Genomic DNA, 25,976 nt, shown 5'->3' on the forward strand with positions numbered 1-25,976 from the left:
TACATGCTTAAACGAACAGCCATACGGGCACTTTGCAATACAACGGCATATCAGAGAGGCCTTGATATTTACCGTACCGGAAAGAGAATCCAGTCGTTGAATATTAAGCCTGAAGGAGCTGTGGATAAGATATCCGCAGCGGTGAAGGGAAGTGGGCGTAATGTATACAATACAGGCTTTCAGTATGATACAGAAGCGGATCGCATAAAAAAAGTATATTGTGACTGTCCGGCATTTCGCAGCTATTCCGGGATCTGTAAGCATTGCGTTGCAGTGTTTCTGGAGTATGGAGACCGTAAGGCTTATGAGCGTGTGGAAGTCCGTAAACAGCAGGATGAAGGCCAGAAGCAGGCAGAGATATTCAGTGGAACAGAATTTCCGGCAGCTGTATCCGGATCTGGACAGCCTGCAACGAAAACCACCGTTGAGTTAAAAAGTATTCTTAATCGTCAGATGTACAGCCGTATGCTCCCATTTTCCGGGGATCCGTATTTTGGCAGGGTGGAGCTGGAAACCTGTCTGAAATTCAATTCTGTGGGAAATTGCTTTACCGTGGAATTTCGCATTGGCTGTGAGAAAAAATATATCCTTAAGGATGTGCTGGCCTTTGTGTGGAACCTGGATCATAATGAGAAGGTTTCTTATGGAAAAAATCTGGAATTTATCCATTCAGATGAAGCCTTTTCGGAGAAATCCAGAGGCGTGCTGTCATTTATCCGGGAATGGGTTGAAAATCATCACGGCACTTACATGGCCAGGTATGAACAGCTGAAAAAAATAACTACAGAGGTAAAGGTGAGGGATCTTACCGTTGACAGAAAAGAACTTGAAGATCTGCTTCTTATACTTGGTGAGAATAGTTTCAAGTTTAAAATGAACAATGATCCGGAAACAACATGGCATGCTGTCAGAGAAATTCCGGACAGAATACTGACGATACGGAAGAAAGATCAGGGATTATCTCTGGAAATCTCACCTGTATACAGTGTAACAGGCATACGGTATCATATGTATTTTGATAATGCGAAGGTATATCTGGTTTCCAGGCAGGAGCTTGGGGCAGTGGAGGAATTTGTCACCTGTCTGGAGCAGCTTCCAGCAGGCAGAGGCTTTATTGATGAACCGGATATGTCTGCGTTTGTGAGAGAAATGCTTCCTTCCCTGGAAAAATTTTTCCACTGTGATCTCAGGGATTTCCCGGAAAAAACAGGTCTTGAATGCTATAAGGCTGCATATGAAATCTATCTGGATGCGCCGGAGCGTGACTGGATCACCTGTAAGGCGTTTTCTGTTTACGGGGAAGATAAATTTTCGGTCTTTGACAGAAATGTATCTGTACAAACCAGGGACATTCCCGGAGAGATGGGCGTATTTGTCCTGTTGTCGAAGTATTTTAACGGATATGATGCGCAGCGGATGGAACTGGCATTGGATTGTCGTACCGGGGAATATGAAAATTTAAACGGAGAAGACGCGTCTGTGAATATGGACAGCTCCGAAGAAAAACTATACCAGCTCCTCAAAGAGGGCATCCCTGCCATGCGGAAAATCGGAACAGTCTACATTTCCCAGGCAATCAGGCAGATGCGTGTAATGAAAATGCCCGGAATCCGTCTTGGTGTGTCTCTTTCAGCCGGACTTCTGAACCTGGATCTGGATGTGGAGGGGATGGATCAGGCGCAGCTTTTTGACATCCTTTCCAGGTACGACCGCAGAAAAAAATATTTCCGTCTGAAGGATGGCAGCTTTTTGGATGTTTCCGATGGTCAGCTCCGGGAACTTTCTGTTCTGAAGAATGGAATGCAGATCAGTGACAGTGAACTGAAAAAAGGAAAGACTCAGGTTCCGGCTTACCGTGCCATGTATCTGGACAGTCAGCTGAAGAGAGGCGATCTGATCAAGGTAGAGAAGGATAACGCTTTTCGTGCGTTGATCCGGAACATGCAGACAATGGAGGAACATAAATTTCAGATTCCCAAGGAGCAGGAAAAAATCCTTCGGGGCTATCAGAAAGAGGGCTTTTACTGGATTAAAACCCTGAAGTATAACCAGTTTGGAGGAATCCTGGCAGATGATATGGGACTTGGAAAAACTCTCCAGGTGATTGCATTTCTCTGGTCGGAATTTCAGGAATCCAGACCAGAAGAAAACAGACGTGCACTTGTGGTAACGCCTGCTTCGCTTGTGTTTAACTGGATGAGCGAGATCGAACGTTTTGCTCCGGGACTTCCGGCTACCGTTGTGACAGGTGATGTGAAGGAGAGGAAAGCACTGATCCAAAATGCGGGAGAACGAGAGGTTCTGATCACATCCTATGACCTTCTGAAACGGGATCTGAAGGCTTATCAAAAGCTGGATTTTGTTGTACAGATCATTGATGAGGCGCAGTATATCAAGAATCACGGAACTCAGGTGGCGAAGGCTGTGAAGGAGATCCGGTCGGAATTCAGGCTTGCGCTGACTGGTACACCGGTAGAGAACCGGCTTAGTGAGCTGTGGAGTATTTTTGATTTTCTGATGCCGGGGTTTTTGTATTCTTATGAGAAGTTCCGAAAGGAAATAGAGCTTCCGGCAGTGCAGTACAGCAATTCCGATGCAATGGAGCGTCTGCAGAAAATGATCCGTCCTTTTGTGCTGCGGAGATTGAAGAAGGATGTGCTGAAGGATCTTCCGGATAAGCTGGAAAAAGATATGTTTTCCCCGTTGGAAAGTGAGCAGAAGGAGCTGTATGAGGCTCATACGGAACGGCTCCGGCTGATGCTGGGAATGCAGTCCGATGCAGAATTCCGTACTTCCAAGCTGCAGATCCTTGCGGAGATCACAAGACTGCGGCAGATCTGCTGTTATCCGGGACTGGTATATGAAGGATATAAAGGGAATTCTTCCAAGCTGGAAATGTGTATGGAGCTGGTTCAGAATGCGGTGAACGGAGGACATAAGCTCCTGTTGTTTTCCAAGTTTACTACCATGCTGGATGTGCTGGCAGAACGTCTGAAGAAAGCAAAGATTTCTTTTTATGTGCTGACGGGAGCTACCTCTAAGGAAAAGCGTGCCAGGCTGGTGAAGGCTTTTAATGAGGATGATACCTCTGTTTTCTGTATTTCCCTGAAAGCGGGAGGGACAGGACTGAACCTTACTGCGGCAGATATCGTGATCCATTATGATCCCTGGTGGAATCTTGCTGTGCAGAATCAGGCTACAGACCGTGCCCACCGCATCGGACAGCAGAACGTTGTCAGTGTTTACCGGCTTTTTATGAAGGACACCATAGAAGAACGCATTCGCGCCCTGCAGGAAATGAAACGGGAACTGGCTGACGAGATCTTAAGCGGAGAGGGAATCGGACAGGCACTGATCAGCAGGGAGGAAGTGCTGGAGCTGCTGGGTCGGTAAACTTCTTAATCGAATGCTGACTGCGAATACCCGCCTGACTCAACAAAAACACCCCCGATGGAAAACCGCGTGTGTAAATCACATACGCTATCCGTCAGGGGTATTTTATTTAAAGCTTTATTTTATGCAAAAAACTTATCGTACAGACCAAAGAAGAAAATAAACAGAATGATCAGCGGCAGGATATAAGTGATATATCCATGCATCCATTTCTGAATCTTCAGACCTTTTCCGGTGTTGGCTTCTTCTGTGAAGTTCTTCCAGCCCCAGCCGCGTTTGGAAACGCAGAAAAGCAGGTACACAAGAGAACCAAGCGGAAGCAGAAGGTTGCTTACCAGGAAATCTTCAAGGTCAAGAATTGCGCCGCCGAATACCTTGAGCCAGTCCCAGGACCATACATTGTATCCAAGTACGCATGGCAGAGACAGAAGGATGATGGCGATGGCATTTACAAGACTGGATTTTTTTCGGCTCCAGCCGGTAAGCTCCATACCGCAGGAAATAATATTTTCAAATACAGCCAGGATGGTCGAGAAAGCTGCAAATGACATAAAGATGAAGAACAGGCTTCCCCAGAGTCTTCCAAGCGGAATGTGGTTGAAAATATTCGGCAGTGTGATAAAGATCAGGCTCGGTCCGGAGGTCTGGTCAACATTGAATGTGAAACATGCCGGGAAAATAATAAGTCCGGAGGTGATCGCAACGAATGTATCCAGGATAGCAATGTTCACGGATTCCCCAAGCAGTGCGTGATCTTTTCCGATGTAGCTTCCAAAGATTGCCATAGCACCGATACCGAGGCTGAGAGTAAAGAATGCCTGGTTCATAGCACCGGTGATGGTGGTGATGATACCGATCTCTTTCATGCGCTCAAAATCAGGGATCAGGTAAAATTTCAGACCCTCTTTCGCACCATCCATGGTAAAGCTGTTGACAGCCAGGATAACCATAATGATCAGAAGGGAGATCATCATAACCTTGGTAACTTTTTCCAGACCGTTCTGAAGACCGCGGGAGCAGATAAAAACACCTGCGATAACAACAACGATCATCCAGAATCCCATGGTTACAGGCTTGCCAAGCATGTCTGTAAACTGACCGGCAACACCTTCAGAATCAAGCCCCTGGAATTTGCCGGTTGCTGTCATATAGAAATAATTCAGCATCCAGCCGGTAACTGTTGTGTAGAACATCATCAGAAGATAACATCCGATCAGAGTGACATATCCGTGGATGTGCCATTTCTGCCCTGGTTTCTCCAGAGCGTAGTAAGCTTTGACAGGGCTTTTCTGGCTGGCGCGTCCAACTGAAAACTCCATAGTCATAACAGGAAGTCCAAGAAGAGCCAGGAAGATCAGGTAAAACAGTACAAATGCACCGCCACCGCCCTGTCCGGCCATGTAAGGAAACTTCCAGACATTTCCGATTCCGATGGCACAGCCTGCGGAAATCAGGATGAATCCCAGACGGGATCCGAGTTTCTCTCTTTCTTTCATAATTCACCTCATGTAAATATGTATAGATCAGAGGGTGTTTGAAAAATCATTCCTGCCTTACAGAAAGCTTTTTCAAACATGCTCTGGCAGTCGGTAATTTTAAGGAGGCTGACATACCGGTATTATCCGGCAGAAAAATTACTTCATGGCAGCAGGGCTTACCGATTTGCTCCACCCGTAACTGTCGCTGAGTTTCTTTCAAGTAATACGTTAAAGTCACGGAGTTAATTCTATCATATTTCATGATTTTGCACAATAAAAATTACTTGTCCCACGCCCTTTTGTTGTGGAAAAAAACGCTTCGTGGTATACTGGAATACAGACTGGCGGATCAGGATATCTGCCAGAAAATACATGGAGAATTTTTCCGGAAAGGATCGTGGAGCATGCGTTTACAGAAAGTACAGGATGCCCTGAATAAAAAAAACATTAAATTCGAATACACAGAGGAGGACGGCTGCGGAAGCCTGGATTTCATGTTCCGTGGACTGAAGTTCCATGTATGGGAATATGAGGATAACGGCTGGGGAGCCGAGACGAATATCTATGCGGCCGGAAGGAGTGAGGATATTGACGGAGATTATGAGGAAAAGATCTCCGCAGAGATCCTTTCCTGGCCGGATATGATAAATAATTGAATATTTCAGGATTCCACATCAGTAACCCTGATTTCATCCCGGAATCCGTCCGTATAATGCAGTTCATAATCTTCTGTGATAAAAACGGCCTGCACTCCTTTTTTCTCCGCAAATTTCAGGCCGCCCTCCAGACCGAGTGCGAAGCAGGTGGTGCTTAAGGCGTCTCCGTCCACAGACTGGTCGGAGATGATCGTCACAGAGATCAGACCGTTATCATAAGGATAGCCGGTTTTGGGATTCAGGATATGATGGTATAATTTTCCGTCCTGCTTAAAGCATCGTTCGTAAATTCCGGAGGATACAACGGATTTTCCGGTGATATCCATAACAGCTTCAGTTTCGTTGCGGTCTGCAAAGGGTTTCTGGATGCCTACTTTGAAAGGGGTACCATCGGGCTTTGAGCCGATGCAGAGGACATTGCCGCCAAGGTTGATGATAGCACTGTTTACGCCTTTTTTTACCAGAAAATCCTTCAGACGATCTGCGATATAGCCCTTGGCAATGGCACCTACATCGAACTGGATATCATCAGAGGGAAGAGTGATATCCTGACCGTTAATGGTAACGCCGTCGGAGCTGCACAGAGGGAGAGCTTTCTGAATATCTGCATCATCCGGAGTCTTCGGGTCTTCTGCTGTGAAATCCCAGAGAGAGGTCAAAGGCGCAATGGCGATGTCAAAGGCACCGTCGGATTCCCTGGTGATATCGAGCCCTTCGGAAAGCAGAGCGGCAAGGTCTTCGGATATATGCCAGGTGCCTGCTGTGCCGTTGACCGGATATGGAGTAGTCTGCCCAACGGCATTGGAATCTTCATCAGATGTATCTTTGCGGTGATTTAATTTATAAAGCTCGCTGTTCTCGTTTGTCCGGCTGAAGATCAGCTCATATTTATCGCACAGTGCCAGACAGTCATCCAGGAGAGCTTTATCCTGGGAATCGTAAATTGTAATCTGTACGGCGGTGTTCAATTTGATGCTGCTGATACTGATGGGCTCATTTTCGTTGTTGAAGCTATCTGTATCAGTGATATTTCCACAGCCTGTGAAAAGAAGCATTGGACAGACAAGAACTGTGCACAATATTAAATAGAAGAAATGGGAATGTGAGTGGCTTCTTTTGGAATGAAAAAAATAAGTTGACATAATATTCTCCTGCTTTTTGATTGACTGGCTTAACTGAAGATTTATTATACCATGTATTTCTGAAATCAGAAAGGAATATGCCTGCTGCAAAAATCATTGTATTTTGCAATAATATAAGATATAATTTCTCCGAAAAAAGAACATATTTGCTATGGATGATATGGATCAGGATGATTGAGTGGAATTTTTACAGATAAAAGGAGAAATTTTTTATGATAAAAGTAATTGCAAGTGATATGGACGGCACACTTCTTGGTGATGACCACAGGATTGCACCGGAAACCCTTGCAGCGATCAGGCGTGCCTGCGATGCAGGAATCCGTTTTATGGTTGCCACCGGTCGGAATTTTCCCGGCGTCATGGAGGAACTGAAGGGAACTGATCTGACCTGTGATTATGTGGTGAGCAGCGGTGCGGAAGTACGCAATCCGCAGCAGGAGGTTGTAAAGAGTACACCGATTTCTATCGAGCTGTGTGAGGAGGTTTACAAGACGGCAAAAAAATACCCGGTATCGGTGGCATTTTTTACAGACCGTTACGATTACCGTATTGGAACAAAGAAAGAAATTGAAGCTGGAATCATTCAGCAGATCCGTCTTTTCAATATGGACATAGATACCAGCGAGGAAATTGTCCGGAAATCACCCCAGTACCGCAGGATCGCTGGAAACACGAAAGGGATTTCCGACATCCGTTCTCTGGAGAGCAGCGGTGCTCCGGTATATAAGATTTTCATTTTTGCGGCAGATGTGGAGCAGCTGGAGAAACTCAGTGATGAGCTGAAAGAAAATCCAGCCGTTGCAGTGGCTTCTTCCTTTATATATAATCAGGAGATCACAGCAGTGGAGGCGCAGAAAGGCCCGGTGCTGAAAGAATATATCGAGTCTCTGGGATATACCATGGATGAGGTGATGGTCCTTGGTGACAGCCTTAATGATTATTCCATGATCTCCATGGATTTCGGAGCAACCGTTGCAATGGAAAACGCAGTTTCGGAGATCAAAAGGGCAGCAAAATATATCACAAAGAGCAACAATGAGTTTGGCGTGGCCTATGCGATTGATCAGGTTCTGGAACGCCAGGGAAAATAGTTTTTCCCCCTTTTGAAAAAGTGTCATATATATTATAATGTAGAAAGATGAATACAGAAAAGCGAAAGGCCTGCGTTCCGGTGTATGAAGCAGAGTGGAATGAGAAGTTTCGTTTTACAAAAAACACAGACAAAGAGAGGAAATCACGATGGAAAAAATGGAAAATGTTTATATTATGGATCACCCGCTGATCAAACACAAAATTTCAATGCTCCGTGATAAAAATACAGGAACAAACGAGTTCCGTAAACTGGTAGAGGAGATTGGTATCCTGATGGGATATGAGGCACTTCGCGATCTTCCTACAGAGGAAGTAGAAGTTGAGACACCGATCGAGACATGCAAGACACCGATGATCGCAGGTAAGAAGCTGGCTGTTATCCCTGTTCTCCGTGCAGGTCTTGGAATGGTAAACAGTATCCTGACACTGGTGCCATCTGCGAAAGTTGGCCATGTAGGACTGTACCGTGATCCGGTAACACACGAACCACACGAGTACTATTGTAAACTTCCGGAGTCCATCGATGAGCGTATCGCAGTAATCGTTGACCCGATGCTTGCAACAGGCGGTTCCGGAGAGGCTGCCATTGATTTTGTTAAAAAACAGGGTGGAAAGAATATCAAATTTATGTGCATCATTGCAGCACCGGAAGGACTGAAACGTCTTCACGAGGCACATCCGGATGTACAGATCTACTGCGGTTCCCTTGACAGAGAACTCAACGAGAACGCTTACATTTGCCCGGGACTTGGTGATGCAGGAGACAGAATTTTCGGAACAAAATAAAATGATATCAGGGTGAAAAGCAGCTTGCTGCGGAACAATCTGTGGTATCTGAAAAAACTTCAAAAAAATACTTGACACACCCGGCACTGTTATGGTATTGTACCTAAGAACGCTGCCGAAGACAGTAGGTGCCGTAAGGCATAAGGATTAAAACGCCTACCGAGGTCCAAGTATTCTGAGTTAAGATTACACAAGGCCTTATTGCGAAGCAGTAAGGTCTTTTTTTAAAACAGATTGACTTATTGCGACGGCGGTATACAAAATCTATAAGGAGGTGTACCATTTCATGGCAAAAGTAGAACTGAAACAACCAATCGTAGAAGAGATCTCTAACAGCATTAAAGACGCACAGTCTGTTGTACTTGTAAACTACAGCGGTCTTACAGTTGAGCAGGATACAATTCTTCGTAAAGAGTTAAGAGAAGCTGGTGTTCAGTACAAGGTATACAAAAATACCATGATGCGTCGTGCATTCGAGGGTACAGCATTTGAGAGCCTCAGTGATCATTTACATGGCACAAATGCGATCGCTATCTCCGAGACAGACGCAACTGCTCCGGCAAGAATCCTTGCTAAATATGCAAAACAGTTCCCGGCACTGGAGCTGATCGCAGGTGTAGTTGAAGGTAACTACAATGATCAGGCCGGAATTCAGGCACTGTCCACAATTCCTTCAAGAGAGGAACTTCTTGGAAAACTGCTTGGAAGCATGCAGTCTCCGATCGCAAACTTCGCTCGTGTGCTTAATCAGATCGCAGAGCAGAACGGCGGAGCTGACGCAGCAGCTGCTGAGTAATCCCAGCAACGTGCAATTGGCGGCATAACGACCGCATGATTATTAATTAAAATTTATAAATGGAGGGAAATTAAAATGGCAAAATTAACAACAGAAGAATTTATTGCAGCAATCAAAGAATTATCTGTATTAGAGTTAAATGACCTTGTAAAAGCTTGTGAGGAAGAGTTCGGCGTTTCTGCAGCAGCAGGTGTTGTTGTAGCAGCAGCAGGTGCAGCAGGCGAGGCAGCTGAGGAGAAAGATGAGTTTGACGTAGAGCTTACAGAGGTTGGCGCTAACAAAGTTAAAGTTATCAAAGTTGTTCGTGAGGTTACAGGTCTTGGACTTAAAGAGGCTAAAGCTATCGTTGATGGTGCTCCGAAGGTTGTTAAAGAGGGCGCATCCAAAGCTGAGGCTGAGGACATCAAAACTAAACTTGAGGCTGAGGGAGCTAAGGTTACACTTAAATAATCCAATCAGAATAAGAGTTTTTGAGGCTGTTGTGCCTGCCGGTTTACCGGCGGCACAGCAGCTTCTTTTTTGTCTCTTGCTTTTTGGGAACAAAAGAAGGATAATGGAAAAACAGAAAGAGGGATGAAATATAAATATGAAGAAGAAAATGTTGGCCGGTGTTCTGGCTGTGCTTCTGGGACTTGCAGAAGCTTCGTTTCCGGCTGCGGCACAGAGTACGGTTTCAGAAGAAAATATAAGCAGTGCAGAAATACGGGAAGCATATTCCGCAGAAAAACCGGTTAATGCGGAAATGCAGACTGAAGACCCGAAAAAAGCGATCCTTGCACAGGATGCAGCGATGGAGCAGCAGGAGGATCTTGAGGATGAAGAAAATATGCCTGCCCGGGAACCGGATCCGCTGGTTCTTGATGATGACGGAAGTGTGGTTCCTGCGTCTGTTGCAGCGTGGACAGATGAAGACGCTGAACCGGAAACAGAAACTGAACCGGCAGAAAAAACTGGAATACAGGACCCCGGGGAAAGTGCGGCACAGGAACCGGAAGAAGAGATTTTTTTCGACGGAAATACAGACGGGACGGTGGAAGAGGCCGGTGCGTCAGAGAATGAAGTGTCGGCTGCTGACGAGACAGCGGATGAAAATGAACAGGCTGATCCACTGGAAGAAATACAGGAAACCGCAGATTCAGAGACAGCAGGAACTTCCGGTGAAGAACTGGAACAGGAGCCTGAGCAGGCCGGTGTACAGGAAGACACACAGAGCTCAACTGATGCAGAAGCAGCTGGAATTTCCGGTGAAGAACTGATCCGGGAAGCGGATCCTGCCAATATATCAGATGCTTCATCAGATGACACATCATCGCAGGAAGCTTTCACCTCAGGAGAAGGCGGGAATGAAGAATTTTCAGATGGAGATACTGGTGAAGGGGAAGTTGATGGATACAGAGTGCGGACTCTGAAAATAAAAAACGGTCAGGATATCACTGCGCCACTGAATACTTTATTCCTGAAGCTGAAAGACAAGGCTACATCCGTCTCTCCGTACAAGATCATCATCCCACCGGGGGAATATGTGCTGACAGGTACACTCTGTATGTACAGCAATATGTATTTATATGCACAGGGAGCTACGATCACAAAAACGTCAGATACCAAGCATCTGATCCTCAGGCTTGGAAATACGAAAGAATCAAAAGGTGGATATTCCGGCTACAGCAACATTGTGATCGATGGAGGAAAATGGGATTTTAATTATAAATGTGTAAAAGGCAAAGATGAACCAGGTGGTTTTGTAGGCTTCTGTATAGGACATGCCAATAATGTGGTTATCAAAAATGCTACGTTCCTCAATAATCTGAAATCTCATTTTCTGGAATTTGGTGGCGTAAAAAATGCCACGGTCACGGGCTGTACATTCCGGGGATATTATAAAAATTATGTAAAAGGCGGCCAGGAATGCATTCAGATCGACTGCTGTACTGATGAGGATAATGTTTTTCCTCAATATATGCCTTATGATGGCAGTACCTGTGAGGATTTTCTGATTGAGGGGAATACATTTGAGAATGTTTTTGCAGGAGTAGGCACGCACAGCATGATGACAGGAAAGACGTACAGGCGTATTTTTGTCCGGAATAATACCTTCCGAAATATCAGAAAACGCTGCGTTGAGTTTCTGAATTACGAAAACTCTGCAGCAGAAAATAATACGATGATCAATGTGGGGCTTGGCGTGGAAGTTTCTGCTGTGAACAAAAAAAACACCCATCTCATCAGAGGATATAAAGGCGGACCGGATGTGAATGCCGACAGAAAGATCCGGGTGACAGGAAATACGATCAGCCTTGCAAATACAACGAATATTGGCGGAACAGCCTGGATATGCAGTGGTATAAAAGTTTATGGTTACAGCATGAAAGAAACCGGGGGCGTGATTCCGAAAGGAATCTATCCGGTGAAAGGAGTTACGGTAAAAAACAACCAGGTTTCCGGCTATGGAAACGGCATCAGTATGAAGCTGACAAATACAGTCAATGCTTCCGGGAATCAGATCAAAATGAAAAGGACCTCTGCATTTTCTAATCTTGGGATTTATGCAGATGATTCCAGAGGTACCTGTGTTGAACAGAATACAGTATCAGGAGCTGCGAATGCAGGAATCTATTTTGGTGATAATGTGTATGGTGTCAATTCGAAGCAGAAGAATTATATCAGTGGAAACAGCGTAGTTTCTGTTGGGGGAGACGGAATTTTTCTGCAGGCAACAGGTGCGGCATCAAGAGTGGAAAAAAACTCAGTGAGATCTTCAGGCTGTTCGGGTATCCGTGTGGATTATGGAAAAGTTGTGGGGATTTACAGGAACACTTCTTCGTTTAACCGAAATCAGGGGATCAGGATCGAGCATACAAAGGGAAAGATCTGGATCAGGGACAATCAGGTTTTATCCAACAAAAAGAACGGAATACTGATCTGGAAAGCGAAGATATCAGAACTGAACCGGAATACTCTTGATAAAAACAGCGGAAATGGAATTTATCTTAATGAGTCACAGGTTCAGGATATAAGATCCAACGCCATATCCGGGAATGTGAAAAGTCAGGCCATATATGCAAGCGGCTGCAAAGGCTGGGCCAGTATCGGCCGTCCGGTCTGTAAAACTGTTACATCAAAGAGCACTGCGATAAAGGGAACAGCATCCGGCAGCCGCAGCGTTACGGTTTATGTGCAGAAAGCCGGAAAGCTCACAAAGCTTGGCACAGCATATGTAAATAAGAAGAAACAGTTTACGATCAAAATAAAAAAACAGAAAAAGAATACAGCTATGAAGCTTATCTCAAAAGATAAATATGGAAATACAGTAACCATCGGCTGTACTGTGAAATAAGAATGTGCGACAAGCAAAATATTCTGTTTCGGATATTCAGATATCGTCTGTATAAAAGGAACAGAATATTTTTTTGGAAAAATGTAAAAAAATCAAAAAAAGTTCTTGACACGCTTTTTTTCTTATGTTAAAGTGGAGGATGCTATATTATGGCTAGATATGCCTGCCTAAAGGTCAGGCGGGATCATGTTGTAATAAATAATAAAAAAACAGGGGTGAAACGTCAATGGAAAAAAACAGAATTCGTTCTGTAAAAACTGGAAAAAGCATGCGTATGAGCTACCAGAGGCAAAAAGAAGTCCTGGAAATGCCAAACCTGATCGAAGTTCAGAAAGATTCCTACCAGTGGTTTCTTGACGAAGGTTTAAAAGAAGTATTTGATGATATTTCTCCGATTGCAGATTACGGCGGAAAGCTCAGTCTGGAATTCATCGATTTCACATACGATGAAAAAGATGCAAAATATTCCATCGAGCAGTGTAAAGAACGTGACGTGACTTATGCCGCACCTTTGAAGGTTCGAGTAAGGCTGATCAATAAGGAAACAGAAGAGATCAACGAACACGAGATTTTCATGGGAGATTTACCGCTGATGACAGCTACAGGTACCTTTGTTATCAATGGTGCTGAGCGTGTTATTGTCAGCCAGTTAGTACGTTCCCCTGGAATCTACTATGCAATCGCTCATGATAAACTTGGTAAGAGACTGTTTTCCAGTACTGTAATTCCGAACAGAGGTGCATGGCTGGAGTACGAGACAGATTCAAATGATGTATTTTATGTACGTGTAGACAGAACAAGAAAGGTTCCGATCACTGTTCTGATCCGTGCACTGGGCATTGGAAGCAATGCTGAGATCATTGATCTGTTTGGTGAAGAGCCGAAGATCCTTGCCAGCTTTACAAAGGATACCTCCACAAACTATCAGGAAGGTCTCCTTGAGCTGTATAAGAAGATCCGTCCGGGCGAGCCGCTTGCAGTAGAGAGCGCAGAGAGCCTTATCATGGCAATGTTCTTTGATCCGAGAAGATATGACCTTGCCAAAGTAGGACGTTATAAATTTAATAAGAAGCTTCATTTCAATAAACGTATCGTAGGCCACAAGCTTTCTCAGGATGTTGTTGATACAACAACAGGAGAGATCCTTGCTGAGGCTGATACACTTGTTACAAAAGAGCTTGCAGATACACTGCAGAATTCCGCAGTTCCGTATGTGTGGATCCAGGGTGAGGAGAGAGAGATCAAGGTTCTTTCCAGCCTTATGGTTGATATCCGTCACTATCTGCCGGAGCTTGAGGATCCGAAGTCCCTGGGTGTTACAGAATTAGTATACTACCCGGTACTCGAAAAAATTCTGGAAGAAAATGACACATTTGAGGACAGATGTGATGCGATCAAACGTGATATCCACGACCTGATCCCGAAACACATCACCAAGGAAGATATCCTTGCGTCCATCAACTACAATATGCATCTGGAGTACGGCCTTGGAAACGATGATGATATCGATCACCTGGGCAACCGTCGTATCCGTGCTGTCGGTGAGCTGCTTCAGAACCAGTACCGCATCGGTCTTTCCAGACTTGAGCGTGTGGTACGTGAGAGAATGACAACACAGGATACAGAGAGTATTTCTCCGCAGTCCCTGATCAATATCAAACCTGTAACTGCAGCAGTGAAGGAGTTCTTCGGATCTTCCCAGCTGTCACAGTTCATGGACCAGAACAACCCTCTTGGAGAGCTGACTCATAAGAGAAGACTTTCTGCACTGGGACCTGGCGGTCTGTCACGAGATAGAGCCGGATTCGAGGTTCGAGATGTACATTACTCCCATTACGGAAGAATGTGCCCGATCGAGACTCCTGAGGGACCGAATATCGGTCTTATCAACTCCCTTGCATCTTATGCAAGAATCAATCAGTACGGTTTCGTAGAGGCTCCGTACAGAAAAATTGATAAAACAGATCCTTCCAACCCGCGTGTAACAGATGAAGTTGTATACATGACAGCGGACGAGGAAGATAATTATCATGTAGCACAGGCGAATGAGCCGCTGGACGAAGAGGGACATTTCCTTCATAAGAACGTTTCCGGTCGTTACCGTGAGGAGACACAGGAGTACGAGCAGCATATGTTCGATTACATGGACGTATCTCCGCGAATGGTATTCTCCGTTGCTACAGCCCTGATTCCGTTCCTGCAGAACGATGATGCGAACCGTGCGCTGATGGGATCAAACATGCAGCGTCAGGCCGTTCCGCTTCTTACAACAGAGGCTCCGGTTGTTGGTACTGGTATGGAGACCAAGACAGCCGTTGACTCCGGTGTATGTGTTGTTGCAAGAAAAGCAGGTACAGTACTTCGTTCCACATCTACAGATATTTCCATCAAGAATGATGACGGAACCAAGGATGATTACCATCTGACCAAATTTATGCGAAGCAACCAGAGCAACTGCTACAACCAGAGACCGATCGTGTTCCAGGGTGAGCATGTTGAGGCTGGACAGGTTATCGCTGATGGTCCGTCTACATCCAATGGTGAGCTTGCACTTGGTAAGAACCCGCTGATCGGATTTATGACCTGGGAAGGTTATAACTACGAGGATGCTGTTCTTCTTAGTGAGAGACTTGTACAGAACGATGTTTATACATCTGTTCATATCGAGGAGTATGAGGCAGAATCCCGTGATACCAAGCTGGGACCGGAAGAGATCACACGTGACGTTCCGGGTGTCGGCGATGATGCTCTGAAGGATCTGGATGAGCGTGGTATCATCCGTATCGGTGCTGAGGTACGTGCCGGTGATATCCTTGTTGGTAAGGTTACTCCTAAGGGAGAAACAGAGCTTACTGCTGAGGAGCGTCTCCTTCGTGCCATCTTTGGTGAGAAGGCAAGAGAGGTACGTGATACTTCTCTTAAGGTACCACACGGTGAATATGGTATTATCGTAGATGCCAAGGTATTTACAAGAGAGAACGGCGATGAGCTGAGCCCTGGAGTAAATCAGGCAGTACGTATTTATATTGCACAGAAGAGAAAGATCTCCGTTGGTGATAAGATGGCTGGTCGTCATGGTAACAAGGGTGTCGTTTCCCGTGTACTTCCTGTTGAGGATATGCCATTCCTTCCGAACGGACGTCCGCTCGATATCGTGCTGAACCCTCTGGGTGTACCTTCCCGAATGAATATCGGACAGGTCCTGGAGATCCACTTAAGCCTTGCTGCCAAAGCACTTGGCTTCAATATCGCAACACCGGTATTCGATGGCGCAAACGAGGTTGATATCCAGGATACTCTGGAGCTTGCCAATGATTACGTTAATACGGAAGACTTCGAGGAATTCCGTGAGAAATATAAAGATGTTCTTGCACCGGATGTTATGCAGTACCTTGATGAGAACAAGGCTCACAGAGCACTTTGGAAGGGCGTTCCTATTTCCAGAGACGGTAAGGTAAGACTTCGTGACGGACGTACAGGAGAGTACTTTGACAGTCCTGTAACAATCGGTCATATGCACTACCTGAAACTGCATCATCTGGTAGACGATAAGATCCACGCACGTTCCACAGGTCCATACTCCCTGGTAACACAGCAGCCTCTGGGTGGTAAAGCTCAGTTTGGTGGCCAGCGTTTCGGAGAGATGGAGGTTTGGGCACTGGAGGCATATGGTGCTTCCTATACACTGCAGGAGATCCTGACAGTGAAGTCTGATGATGTGATCGGACGTGTTAAGACCTATGAAGCAATCATCAAAGGCGACAACATTCCTGAGCCAGGTATTCCTGAGTCCTTTAAGGTTCTTCTTAAAGAGCTTCAGTCCCTTGGTCTGGATGTACGTGTGCTCAGCGAGGACGGATCAGAGGTACACATTATGGAGACTTCTGATTACGGAGATACAGATCTTCGTCATGTCATCGAGGGCGATTCCAGAGGACGCAGAGATGAGGAGTCCTTCGGTAAACACGGCTATACCAAGCAGGAGTTCAGCGGAGAAGAGCTTGTCAATGTAGAAGAAGACGAGGACATGGAAGACGAGGATGACATGATCGAGTTTGAAGAGTCCTTTGATGATGAGGAATAAGAAAGGGGAAAGAATACATGGCAGAAACAACGAACGCCAATGAAACATATCAGCCAATGACTTTCGATGCCATCAAGATTGGACTGGCGTCCCCTGAGAAGATCAGAGAGTGGTCACACGGTGAGGTTTTAAAACCTGAAACAATCAACTACAGAACCTTGAAGCCTGAGAAGGACGGTCTTTTCTGCGAAAGAATTTTCGGACCGAGCAAGGACTGGGAGTGCCACTGTGGAAAGTATAAAAAAATTCGCTATAAAGGCGTTGTCTGCGACAGATGTGGTGTTGAAGTAACCAAATCTGCCGTTCGTAGAGAGCGTATGGGACACATCGAGCTTGCAGCTCCGGTGTCTCATATCTGGTACTTCAAAGGAATTCCGTCCCGTATGGGTCTGATCCTTGACATTTCTCCGAGAACACTGGAGAAAGTGCTTTACTTTGCCAACTATATCGTTCTGGATCCTGCTGATTCCGGACTTATGTACAAACAGGTACTCACCGAGCGTGAGTACCAGGAAGCACGTGAGTCTTACGGCGAAGGATTCCGCGTAGGTATGGGTGCTGAATCCATCATGGAGCTTCTGCAGGCTATTGATCTTGAAAAAGATTCCGAAGAGCTGAAAGCAGAGCTTGTAGATGCAACCGGCCAGAAACGTGCAAGAATCATCAAACGTCTTGAGGTTGTGGAGTCCTTCCGTGAGTCCGGCAACCGTCCTGAGTGGATGATCATGACTGTTATTCCGGTTATCCCGCCGGATCTTCGTCCTATGGTACAGCTGGACGGAGGACGTTTTGCAACATCTGACCTGAATGATCTTTACAGAAGGATCATCAACAGAAACAACCGTCTGAAAAGACTTCTGGAGCTTGGTGCTCCGGATATCATTGTCCGCAACGAGAAGCGTATGCTGCAGGAGGCTGTAGATGCCCTGATCGATAACGGACGCCGTGGACGTCCTGTAACAGGCCCTGGAAACAGAGCTCTGAAATCCCTTTCCGATATGCTGAAAGGTAAATCCGGACGTTTCCGTCAGAACCTTCTTGGTAAACGAGTTGACTACTCCGGACGTTCTGTAATCGTCGTAGGACCTGAGCTGAAGATTTATCAGTGTGGTCTTCCGAAAGAGATGGCTATCGAGCTGTTCAAACCATTCGTTATGAAAGAGCTTGTTGCCAACGGAACTTCCCACAACATCAAGAATGCCAAGAAAATGGTAGAGAAACTTGAGCCGGCAGTATGGGATGTCCTTGAGGAAGTTATCAAGGAGCATCCGGTTATGCTGAACCGTGCACCTACACTGCATCGTCTGGGTATCCAGGCGTTCGAGCCGATCCTTGTAGAAGGTAAGGCTATCAAGCTTCATCCGCTTGTTTGTACAGCGTTCAACGCTGACTTCGATGGTGACCAGATGGCCGTACATCTTCCGCTTTCCCAGGAAGCACAGGCAGAGTGCCGTTTCCTTCTGTTATCACCGAACAACCTTCTGAAACCGTCAGATGGTGGTCCTGTAGCCGTTCCTTCACAGGATATGGTTCTTGGTATCTACTACCTGACTCAGGAGAGACCTGGAAATAAGGGTGAAGGCAAGTTCTTCAAGAGTGTCAACGAGGCAATTCTTGCATACGAGAACAAGGTCATCACACTCCAGACAAAGATCATTGTCCATTGCCATAAGACAATGCCGGACGGAACTGTTTTAAGCGGTAATGTTCATTCTACACTGGGACGTTTCCTGTTTAACGAGATTCTTCCGCAGGATCTTGGATTCGTAGACAGAAGTGTACCTGGAAACGAACTGCTTCTTGAGGTTGATTTCCTTGTAGGTAAGAAACAGCTGAAGCAGATCCTTGAAAAGGTTATCAATACTCACGGTGCAACAAAGACAGCCGAGGTACTTGACTCCGTTAAGGCTATGGGTTACAAATACTCCACACGTGCAGCCATGACCGTATCTATTTCCGATATGACCGTGCCGCCGCAGAAGCCGGAGATGATCAAGCAGGCACAGGATACTGTTGACCGTATCACAAAGAACTACAAACGTGGTCTTATCACAGAGGAAGAGCGTTACAAAGAGGTTGTTGATACCTGGAAGAAGACTGATGATGAGCTTACAAAAGCACTTCTTACAGGTCTTGATAAGTACAACAACATCTTCATGATGGCTGACTCCGGAGCCCGTGGTTCTGATAAGCAGATCAAGCAGCTTGCCGGAATGCGTGGATTGATGGCTGATACAACCGGTCATACAATCGAGCTCCCGATCAAGTCAAACTTCCGTGAAGGTCTTGACGTACTGGAGTACTTCATGTCCGCTCATGGAGCCCGTAAAGGTCTTTCCGATACCGCTCTTCGTACAGCCGATTCAGGATACCTGACAAGACGACTTGTTGACGTATCCCAGGATCTGATCGTTCGTGAGGCAGACTGCTGTGAGAACAGAGCAGAGATCTCGGGTATGGTTGTTCGTGGATTCATGGACGGAAAAGAAGAGATCGAGAGCCTTCAGGAGCGTATCACAGGACGTTTCTCCTGTGAAACAGTTAAGAATAAAGACGGAGAAATCCTTGTTAAAGCAAACCACATGATCACACCGAAGCGTGCAGCCCGTATTATGAAAGAGGGCGTAAGCAACCAGACAGGCGGACCGATCGACAAACTGAAGATCCGTACCATCCTTTCCTGTAAGTGCAAGGTTGGTGTCTGCGCAAAATGTTATGGTGCAAACATGGCTACCGGTGAGCCGGTACAGGTTGGTGAGTCTGTTGGTATCATCGCAGCACAGTCTATCGGTGAGCCAGGTACACAGCTGACCATGCGTACATTCCATACCGGTGGTGTTGCCGGTGGAGATATCACACAGGGTCTTCCTCGTGTCGAGGAGCTTTTTGAGGCAAGAAAGCCAAAGGGTCTTGCGATCATCACAGAGATCCCGGGTGTTGCCACTATCAACGACACTAAGAAGAAACGTGAGATCATCGTAAACGATCCGGAGACAGGTGATTCCAAGACTTACCTGATCCCATACGGTTCCCGTATCAAAGTCCTTGACGGACAGGTTCTTGAGGCCGGTGACGAGCTGACAGAAGGTAGTGTAAATCCGCATGATATCCTGAGAATCAAGGGTGTTCGTGCAGTTCAGGATTACATGATCCGCGAGGTTCAGCGTGTATACCGTCTGCAGGGTGTTGAGATCAACGATAAGCATATCGAGGTTATCGTTCATCAGATGCTGAAGAAGATCCGTATCGAGGATAACGGAGATACAGAGTTCCTGCCGGGAACACTTGTTGATGTCCTTGACGTTGAGGAAGTTAACGAGAAGCTTGAGGCAGAGGGCAAACAGCCGGCAGAGGGCAAACAGGTTATGCTTGGTATTACAAAAGCATCTCTTGCAACCAACTCTTTCCTGTCAGCAGCATCCTTCCAGGAGACAACGAAAGTCCTGACAGAAGCTGCTATCAAGGGTAAGATCGATCCGCTGATCGGTCTGAAAGAGAACGTTATCATTGGTAAACTGATTCCTGCAGGTACAGGTATGAAGCGTTACAGTGAGATCAGTCTCGATACAGGAATGCCGGAAGTAAAGAATGCTTCTGAGGAGCCGGAAGATATTGAGGATATTTCCGTAGAGGAAGATGCGGCTGAGACTGCTCCGGAAGAAGAGACCGCTGCTGTTGAAGAGACAACAGAGGAAACTGCACCGGTAGAAGAATAAGTCGAATACCTTGCTAATATAAACATAATCTCCCCCCGGAATTCCGGAGGGAGATTTCTGTATATTGGGAGCATTTAACATTCTGAGAGAGGAGGGATTGCGATGGACAAGGAACTGCCAATTTCCCCGTGGCCTGAGTGGAAGATCATAAGCAAGATCGGGGAAGGATCTTTTGGAAGAGTATACAAAGCTCAGAGAACAGAGAAGGGACGTTCTTTTTACTCGGCAATTAAGATAATCACAATCCCCGCCAGTAAAGGGGAACTGGATAGTGTGCGCTCAGAATCCGGTGATGAGAAATCCGTTCGCGATTATTTCGAAAACCTGGTTGAGGAGTGCATTCAGGAAGTAAGCACCATGGAGTATTTCCGGGGGAATTCCCACATTGTATCTGTTGAAGATTACAAGGTTATGGAATACCTGGATGAAATCGGATGGGATATTTTTATCCGCATGGAATATCTTACAAGCTTTATGGAATATTATGCGGGAAAAAATCTCACAGAAAAAGAAGTGATGAAGCTCGGCATGGACCTTTGCAAAGCACTGGAATACTGCGGACAGCTTCACATCATTCACAGGGATATCAAACCTGAGAATATTTTTGTATCCAGGTTCGGGGATTTCAAACTGGGTGATTTTGGAATCGCCCGTGAGCTGGAAAAAACAATGAGTACCCTTTCCAAGAAGGGAACTTATTCTTATATGGCACCGGAGATGTACAGGGGAGAAAAGTACGATAACAGAGTGGACATCTACGCACTTGGACTGGTGCTTTACAAGTTAATGAACCATAACAGACTGCCGTTTCTTAACCTTGAGAAACAGCTGATCACATACCGGGATAAGGAGAATGCCCTGACGAGAAGAATGTCCGGGGAAAAACCTCCGGCACCAGCAGATGCGGGAGATGCTTTGGGCGAAGTCATCCTGAAGGCCTGTGCCTATGACTCAGGAGAACGTTATCAGACGCCACGTGAGTTCCGGGAAGCATTGGAAGCCATTCGATATGGAACAAAAGTGCAAAAGGAAGCTGGCAAAACAGCGCAGCCGCTTCGGAAAGAAGCGAAAGAACGGTACGTTCCTGAATCAATGCCAAGGTTCCTTCAGGAGGGAGCGGTAAATCAGCTGGCAAGAACAAGCCAGATAAATACAGAAGCTGTCCGTGAGGCAAGGCGAAATTATGTACAGAAATCCAAAGCTGCCGGAGCTGGTCAGTATAGTCAGCAGGATAATCCATCAGCAGGAATGTCAGACCGGAACAGGGCTTATGATAATGTACAGGATTCAGCGCAGAATACTGCACAGAGTTCATTTGCATATTCCCGTAAACCTGTTTCCGGAAGGACAACCCCGGAAAACGAAAGCAGATCTGTTTCACAGTTAAAGAGTCAGGGACAGCAGAATTCCGGTATAAGAAGAACCGGAGCTGTGCAGCCAAAAGTTACCACAATAGAAGATCTGGAGAATAATCGGGACCAGGATCTGCGGGAATGGAAGGATCCGGTGTCTGACAGCACTGAAAAGGAACCGGACAGAAAGAATCGAAAAGGTTTTTTCAGGATGATCATAACTGCTGTTGTGGTCATCACCCTGATCGGAGGAATTTTTATAGCACGTAATGTTCTGGAATCTGCGGACAGCGGAAATCAGGCTTCTGCGGAAACTGATGATTCTGATGCACTGAACAGTGGGAATTTCGGAACAACAGATAGTACTGACAAGAGTTTTACCCAGGCAATGGAAACCATACGTGAGCATGCAACAACCATAGAAGAGGCTCTGGACAGTTATAAACGTGAAGGCACAGAGGGGGAACGCCTGCGCTTTTATAATCCGTCAGGAGAGATTGCCAAAGTGCTTGTCTACCCGGATCAGTCCGCAGATGGTGTTTATGAGGAATATTTTTACTGGGGAGAGCAGATGTTTTATACCTATGTATGGAACGGTGATGAGAATCAGTATTTCTATTATCAGGACGGTCTTCTGATACGCTGGATCGATAAGGATGGAAAAGTCCATGATAAAGAAAGTGACAATGACAAATATGTAGAACTGGGAGACAAATACTGGAGCAATTCCGTTGTGGAGCTGCAGCAGTAATTGTTAAAAGGGTTTTTACGAAAGGAAAAAGAATGGCCTATCAGATTGATTATGCGTATACATGCCACACCGGGAAGGTAAGGGCTAATAATGAGGATAATTTCTGGTGCTGCGGTGTGCGCCTGCCGGTGCACAACCAGGGAGTTGATGGCATCCTGGCAGGTCATACACAGCACTGGCAGCTACCTGTACTTGCTGTTTTTGACGGCATGGGAGGAGAGAGCTGCGGTGAGATGGCAGCCTCTGCAGCAGTGGAAGCACTGGGTGGATTTTACGAGGAGAATCGGAGGAATCTTCGAAAGGAACCTGTGGATTTTCTTACAGGGGCCTGCGAAAATATGAATGAAGCAGTATGCCGCTACAGCAGAGATAACCGTATCAGCAGCATGGGAACTACAATGGCGCTGCTGTCCTTCAGTGAAAAGGCAATCTATGCCTGTAACCTGGGAGACAGCCGTATTTACCGCCATTTTCGGGGAAAACTCCAGCAGATTTCCACAGATCATGTGATCGGTGGGAAGATGCTGGGAAAAGCACCTCTGACGCAGTACCTGGGATTTCAGGAAGAGAATGTGGCACTGGAGCCGTCCATTGTGGAGATCGGTTATCAGGATGGAAGCAGCTATCTTATCTGTTCAGACGGAGTGACAGATATGCTTTCTGATGAGGAGATCCAGGCAGTTCTGGCTAAAAATTCCACAGCAGAAGAGAAGGTGGAAGAACTTCTTGGAGCAGCTCTGGAAAAAGGCGGTCGGGATAATGTGACAATGGTCCTGGCTCAGATCAGCGGCTACGAAGAAAAAAATCCTCTCAAAAGATGGGCAGAGCGGCATAGCACCGGGCGGTAACAATACCGGCCTGGCAGTTCTGCCGGGGAGTAATAAAAGGGATAAGGAGAATCTAAGATGAGAAATCGAATGCAGGATCTTGATTTTGAACAGACAGTTGCCTTCGATTCTGTGAAGGACTTTGAGTTTACAAGAAAGGCGGCGCAGAAATTTCGCCAGGTTGTCAGTCTGGATTCCTTTGAGGATGAGGATGCTGACGTTATTTTTCATTATCTTTATAAAGAAATGGAGCTTGTATCCTTCGGTGACTATCTGAAGAGATATGTTTATGAGAGGGCAGAACTTGAGGAGCCTTTTTCTCAGGTGCCCCAGGAGGTCTATAAGGAGATCGTAGTGGAATCCTTCAAGGAAACTTACACACCGAAATCCATGTCCCCCACATCAGCCAAATTAAGTTCGCTGGTGAACAACTGGCTGACACAGGCTTCTGTGAAACGTGAGACTGTTTTTCTGCTGGGATTCGGTCTTCGCATGAGTACGGAGGATGTGTCGGACTTCCTCACAAGAGTGCTCCGTGAGCAGGATTTTGATTTCCATAATCCGGAGGAAGTAATCTACTGGTATTGCTATCAGAACCATCTGGGCTACTATAAAGCAGAGGAATACAGAGAAACCTACAAGAACCTTGCTCCTGTGGAAAAAAAGACCGGAGAAGTTGTTTACGGTACAGGCCTTTGTCTGGACAGCGAGGAGAAGCTTCTGGAATATCTGGCATTTTTAAAAGGCAGATGTGATGATCCTATGTCTGAGAAGAGCCAGGCGTTCCGGGAATTTATGGTTCTCCTGGAGCGTGCAAAGAAGATCATTGCAGCGATGTATCAGAAGGATGAAGAAGAGAACGGCGGCAAAAAGATATGGAAGCCTGAGAACATAAACGCTTCAGATCTTGAGAAGGTTATCTGCAGCGGAATCCCGATCAATAAGATGGGAAATCTTAAGAAGATGTCAGCTTCTATTCTGACAAAACATTTCAGCCAGAAGCGTTTCAGCCGCCAGAGGATCAATAATATCCTGAACCATAAATTTCCTGTGGAACGTTTTGATCTGATCACGCTGGAGTTTTTTGTGATCTCGCAGGAGATGGCAGATGATGATCCATATACCAGATACCGCCATTTTCTGGATGAGATCCAGGGGATTCTGGCCCGCTGCGGAATGGGTGAAATTTACATAGTAAATCCATATGAATGTTTTATTCTCATGTGTCTGCTTACGGACTGTCCGCTGGCAGTATTCTCTGAAATCTGGGAGAAGTCCTACGAAGAGGGGGAAGAGAAGAATTAAAAAAATGATACGTCATAAAGGTTCTGTATAAACTCTGAATGGCGTATCATTTTTTTATGGGAAATATTATTTATTCGTTATAGTAACCGTAGATCGCGCGGCTGTCCTCGGCAATGGTACTCTGTGCAGCAGAGGTATCTTTGACATCCTGTGACATAAAGCAGATGACCAGATCAATTCCCTTGGCTGTGTCGTAGATAATACCAGCGTCATTCTCTACTGTGTCAAGCTCGCCGGTCTTATTGGCAACCTTTACGCCATCCGGCATCTGTGCAGGAATCTTGTTCTGTCTTGTCTGCATTTTGAGAAGATGGTACATGTATTCTGCACCTGCAAGGGTATCCTCAGTGGAAGTGCCTTTATCCTGCTGATAAATGGTCTTGAGAAATTTTCCGCAGTCTTTGACAGAAGTGTAATTATCTCCATTGGAGTTATCTGCAAGAAGGAGACGGCCCATGGAAGTACTGGTGTATCCGTGATCCTGACAGAACTTATTTACACGTGCCATTCCGGCTGCATCGTCGCCGCTTCCCAGATAATTCACAAGAGTATTGGCTGCATCGTTGTCGCTGACTGTGATCATGGAATTCAGATTGTTATCCAGACTGTCTTTTCCGTATGAGGCAGAAAGCTTGTCATAGTCTTCATATACAGCACCCATGATATAGAGCTTGATCAGGCTGGCTGCCTGCATCTGCTGGTCATTGATGGCACCTTCGGTATTTTTTGCAAGGTTGCATACATATACAGACCAGGTTCCGTTATCTGTTGGAAGAAGAGCCTGCACCTGATTCAGTACATTGTCCATGCTGGAATCAGAATTATCGGTAAAAGTACTGCTTCCGCTGGAAGGGGAAAGAGTGCCTTCTTCCTGAGTTGCAGATGAGCTGTCTTTACTGTCTGCTGAAGCGGAATCCTGTGAAACGGAATCAGTGGAATCCTGTGAAGCGGAGTCTGTGGAATTCTGTGTGTCAGAATCAGAAGCATCGGAGGAAGCCTGGGAATCAGTCTGAGCATTTGCAGCGGCACTTGCAACAGTAGGATCATCCGGATAAAGTGCATCCAGCTGATCTGCCTTGCTGCTTAATTCAGCAGCAGAATCAGAAACTTCCTGAACATTTTTCTGCAGTTCATTTACTTTAGACTGGAGAGATGCAAGCTTGTCCAGAGTCCGGACATTTAGTGCACCGAGACCTGCCAGTGCAGTTACCAGCACTGCGATCACAATATACAGAAACGTATTTTTTTTCATATATAAGTAAAC

15 protein-coding genes and 1 other annotated feature are annotated in these 25,976 nt (G+C 45.9%); of the genes, 12 read left to right on the forward strand and 3 right to left on the reverse strand.

Features of this window, described 5'->3' with window-relative positions; translation table 11 throughout:
* The first annotated feature begins 3 nt into the window (after nt 1–3).
* A complete protein-coding gene (locus HFM85_RS06375) occupies nt 4–3,393 on the forward strand; it encodes a DEAD/DEAH box helicase (protein ID WP_173738346.1) in 3,390 nt (1,129 codons plus the stop codon).
* 122 nt (nt 3,394–3,515) lie between these two features.
* On the opposite strand, the gene HFM85_RS06380 is transcribed toward HFM85_RS06375, so the two are convergent.
* The gene (locus HFM85_RS06380) at nt 3,516–4,889 is read right to left on the reverse strand and encodes a sodium-dependent transporter (protein WP_173738347.1); all 1,374 of its coding nucleotides are present in this window, start codon (nt 4,887–4,889) and stop codon (nt 3,516–3,518) included.
* Between the two features lie 386 nt (nt 4,890–5,275).
* On the opposite strand from HFM85_RS06380, the gene HFM85_RS06385 reads away from it, so the two are divergent.
* Nucleotides 5,276–5,527: a hypothetical protein gene (locus HFM85_RS06385; RefSeq protein WP_044961921.1), complete on the forward strand. Its 252-nt coding sequence runs from the start codon at nt 5,276–5,278 to the stop codon at nt 5,525–5,527.
* 5 nt (nt 5,528–5,532) lie between these two features.
* On the opposite strand, the gene HFM85_RS06390 is transcribed toward HFM85_RS06385, so the two are convergent.
* A complete protein-coding gene (locus HFM85_RS06390) occupies nt 5,533–6,669 on the reverse strand; it encodes an FAD:protein FMN transferase (protein ID WP_173738348.1) in 1,137 nt (378 codons plus the stop codon).
* Between the two features lie 212 nt (nt 6,670–6,881).
* Between HFM85_RS06390 and HFM85_RS06395 the strand changes: the two genes are divergently transcribed.
* The 10 genes from HFM85_RS06395 (at nt 6,882) to HFM85_RS06440 (ending at nt 24,712) form a co-directional block, all read left to right on the forward strand.
* Complete coding sequence (locus tag HFM85_RS06395) at nt 6,882–7,760, forward strand: Cof-type HAD-IIB family hydrolase (protein ID WP_173738349.1); 879 nt, start codon at nt 6,882–6,884, stop codon at nt 7,758–7,760.
* 157 nt (nt 7,761–7,917) lie between these two features.
* A complete protein-coding gene (gene upp / locus HFM85_RS06400) occupies nt 7,918–8,547 on the forward strand; it encodes a uracil phosphoribosyltransferase (RefSeq protein ID WP_173738390.1) in 630 nt (209 codons plus the stop codon).
* Between the two features lie 97 nt (nt 8,548–8,644).
* Nucleotides 8,645–8,781 (forward strand) — a sequence feature (ribosomal protein L10 leader region).
* Nucleotides 8,782–8,833: 52 nt separating this feature from the next.
* A complete protein-coding gene (rplJ, locus tag HFM85_RS06405) occupies nt 8,834–9,343 on the forward strand; it encodes a 50S ribosomal protein L10 (RefSeq protein ID WP_021652200.1) in 510 nt (169 codons plus the stop codon).
* 75 nt (nt 9,344–9,418) lie between these two features.
* On the forward strand, nt 9,419–9,793 hold the full coding sequence (gene rplL / locus HFM85_RS06410; protein WP_015526302.1) for a 50S ribosomal protein L7/L12: 375 nt from the start codon (nt 9,419–9,421) through the stop codon (nt 9,791–9,793).
* 136 nt (nt 9,794–9,929) lie between these two features.
* Nucleotides 9,930–12,677, forward strand: coding sequence for a right-handed parallel beta-helix repeat-containing protein (locus HFM85_RS06415; RefSeq protein WP_173738350.1), 2,748 nt, complete (start codon nt 9,930–9,932; stop codon nt 12,675–12,677).
* A gap of 226 nt (nt 12,678–12,903) precedes the next feature.
* Nucleotides 12,904–16,761, forward strand: a complete 3,858-nt coding sequence (gene rpoB / locus HFM85_RS06420) for a DNA-directed RNA polymerase subunit beta (protein ID WP_173738351.1) — start codon at nt 12,904–12,906, stop codon at nt 16,759–16,761.
* A gap of 17 nt (nt 16,762–16,778) precedes the next feature.
* A complete protein-coding gene (gene rpoC, locus HFM85_RS06425) occupies nt 16,779–20,477 on the forward strand; it encodes a DNA-directed RNA polymerase subunit beta' (RefSeq protein ID WP_173738352.1) in 3,699 nt (1,232 codons plus the stop codon).
* Nucleotides 20,478–20,579: 102 nt separating this feature from the next.
* Nucleotides 20,580–22,580 carry a serine/threonine protein kinase gene (locus tag HFM85_RS06430; RefSeq protein ID WP_173738353.1) on the forward strand — a complete coding sequence of 667 codons (2,001 nt, stop codon included), beginning with the start codon at nt 20,580–20,582 and terminating at the stop codon, nt 22,578–22,580.
* 32 nt (nt 22,581–22,612) lie between these two features.
* Nucleotides 22,613–23,428, forward strand: a complete 816-nt coding sequence (locus tag HFM85_RS06435; RefSeq protein WP_173738354.1) for a PP2C family protein-serine/threonine phosphatase — start codon at nt 22,613–22,615, stop codon at nt 23,426–23,428.
* Between the two features lie 57 nt (nt 23,429–23,485).
* Nucleotides 23,486–24,712, forward strand: a complete 1,227-nt coding sequence (locus tag HFM85_RS06440; protein WP_173738355.1) for a hypothetical protein — start codon at nt 23,486–23,488, stop codon at nt 24,710–24,712.
* Nucleotides 24,713–24,782: 70 nt separating this feature from the next.
* On the opposite strand, the gene HFM85_RS06445 is transcribed toward HFM85_RS06440, so the two are convergent.
* Nucleotides 24,783–25,964 (reverse strand): serine hydrolase, encoded by a 1,182-nt coding sequence (locus HFM85_RS06445; RefSeq protein ID WP_173738356.1) that lies wholly within the window; start codon nt 25,962–25,964, stop codon nt 24,783–24,785.
* Nucleotides 25,965–25,976 lie beyond the last annotated feature (12 nt).

Source organism: Blautia schinkii (genome assembly GCF_013304825.1).
GTDB classification, from domain to species: Bacteria; Bacillota; Clostridia; order Lachnospirales; family Lachnospiraceae; genus Blautia_A; species Blautia_A schinkii_B.

What these genes read in the sequence shown, in the direction of transcription:
- HFM85_RS06390 (WP_173738348.1), bottom strand. Translation starts at nt 6,669, where the DNA reads ATGTCAACTTATTTTTTTCATTCCAAAAGAAGCCACTCACATTCCCAT.
- rpoC (WP_173738352.1), top strand. Translation starts at nt 16,779, where the DNA reads ATGGCAGAAACAACGAACGCCAATGAAACATATCAGCCAATGACTTTC.
- HFM85_RS06380 (WP_173738347.1), bottom strand. Translation starts at nt 4,889, where the DNA reads ATGAAAGAAAGAGAGAAACTCGGATCCCGTCTGGGATTCATCCTGATT.
- rplL (WP_015526302.1), top strand. Translation starts at nt 9,419, where the DNA reads ATGGCAAAATTAACAACAGAAGAATTTATTGCAGCAATCAAAGAATTA.
- HFM85_RS06385 (WP_044961921.1), top strand. Translation starts at nt 5,276, where the DNA reads ATGCGTTTACAGAAAGTACAGGATGCCCTGAATAAAAAAAACATTAAA.
- HFM85_RS06395 (WP_173738349.1), top strand. Translation starts at nt 6,882, where the DNA reads ATGATAAAAGTAATTGCAAGTGATATGGACGGCACACTTCTTGGTGAT.
- HFM85_RS06435 (WP_173738354.1), top strand. Translation starts at nt 22,613, where the DNA reads ATGGCCTATCAGATTGATTATGCGTATACATGCCACACCGGGAAGGTA.
- rpoB (WP_173738351.1), top strand. Translation starts at nt 12,904, where the DNA reads ATGGAAAAAAACAGAATTCGTTCTGTAAAAACTGGAAAAAGCATGCGT.
- HFM85_RS06445 (WP_173738356.1), bottom strand. Translation starts at nt 25,964, where the DNA reads ATGAAAAAAAATACGTTTCTGTATATTGTGATCGCAGTGCTGGTAACT.
- upp (WP_173738390.1), top strand. Translation starts at nt 7,918, where the DNA reads ATGGAAAATGTTTATATTATGGATCACCCGCTGATCAAACACAAAATT.
- HFM85_RS06415 (WP_173738350.1), top strand. Translation starts at nt 9,930, where the DNA reads ATGAAGAAGAAAATGTTGGCCGGTGTTCTGGCTGTGCTTCTGGGACTT.
- HFM85_RS06430 (WP_173738353.1), top strand. Translation starts at nt 20,580, where the DNA reads ATGGACAAGGAACTGCCAATTTCCCCGTGGCCTGAGTGGAAGATCATA.
- rplJ (WP_021652200.1), top strand. Translation starts at nt 8,834, where the DNA reads ATGGCAAAAGTAGAACTGAAACAACCAATCGTAGAAGAGATCTCTAAC.
- HFM85_RS06375 (WP_173738346.1), top strand. Translation starts at nt 4, where the DNA reads ATGCTTAAACGAACAGCCATACGGGCACTTTGCAATACAACGGCATAT.
- HFM85_RS06440 (WP_173738355.1), top strand. Translation starts at nt 23,486, where the DNA reads ATGAGAAATCGAATGCAGGATCTTGATTTTGAACAGACAGTTGCCTTC.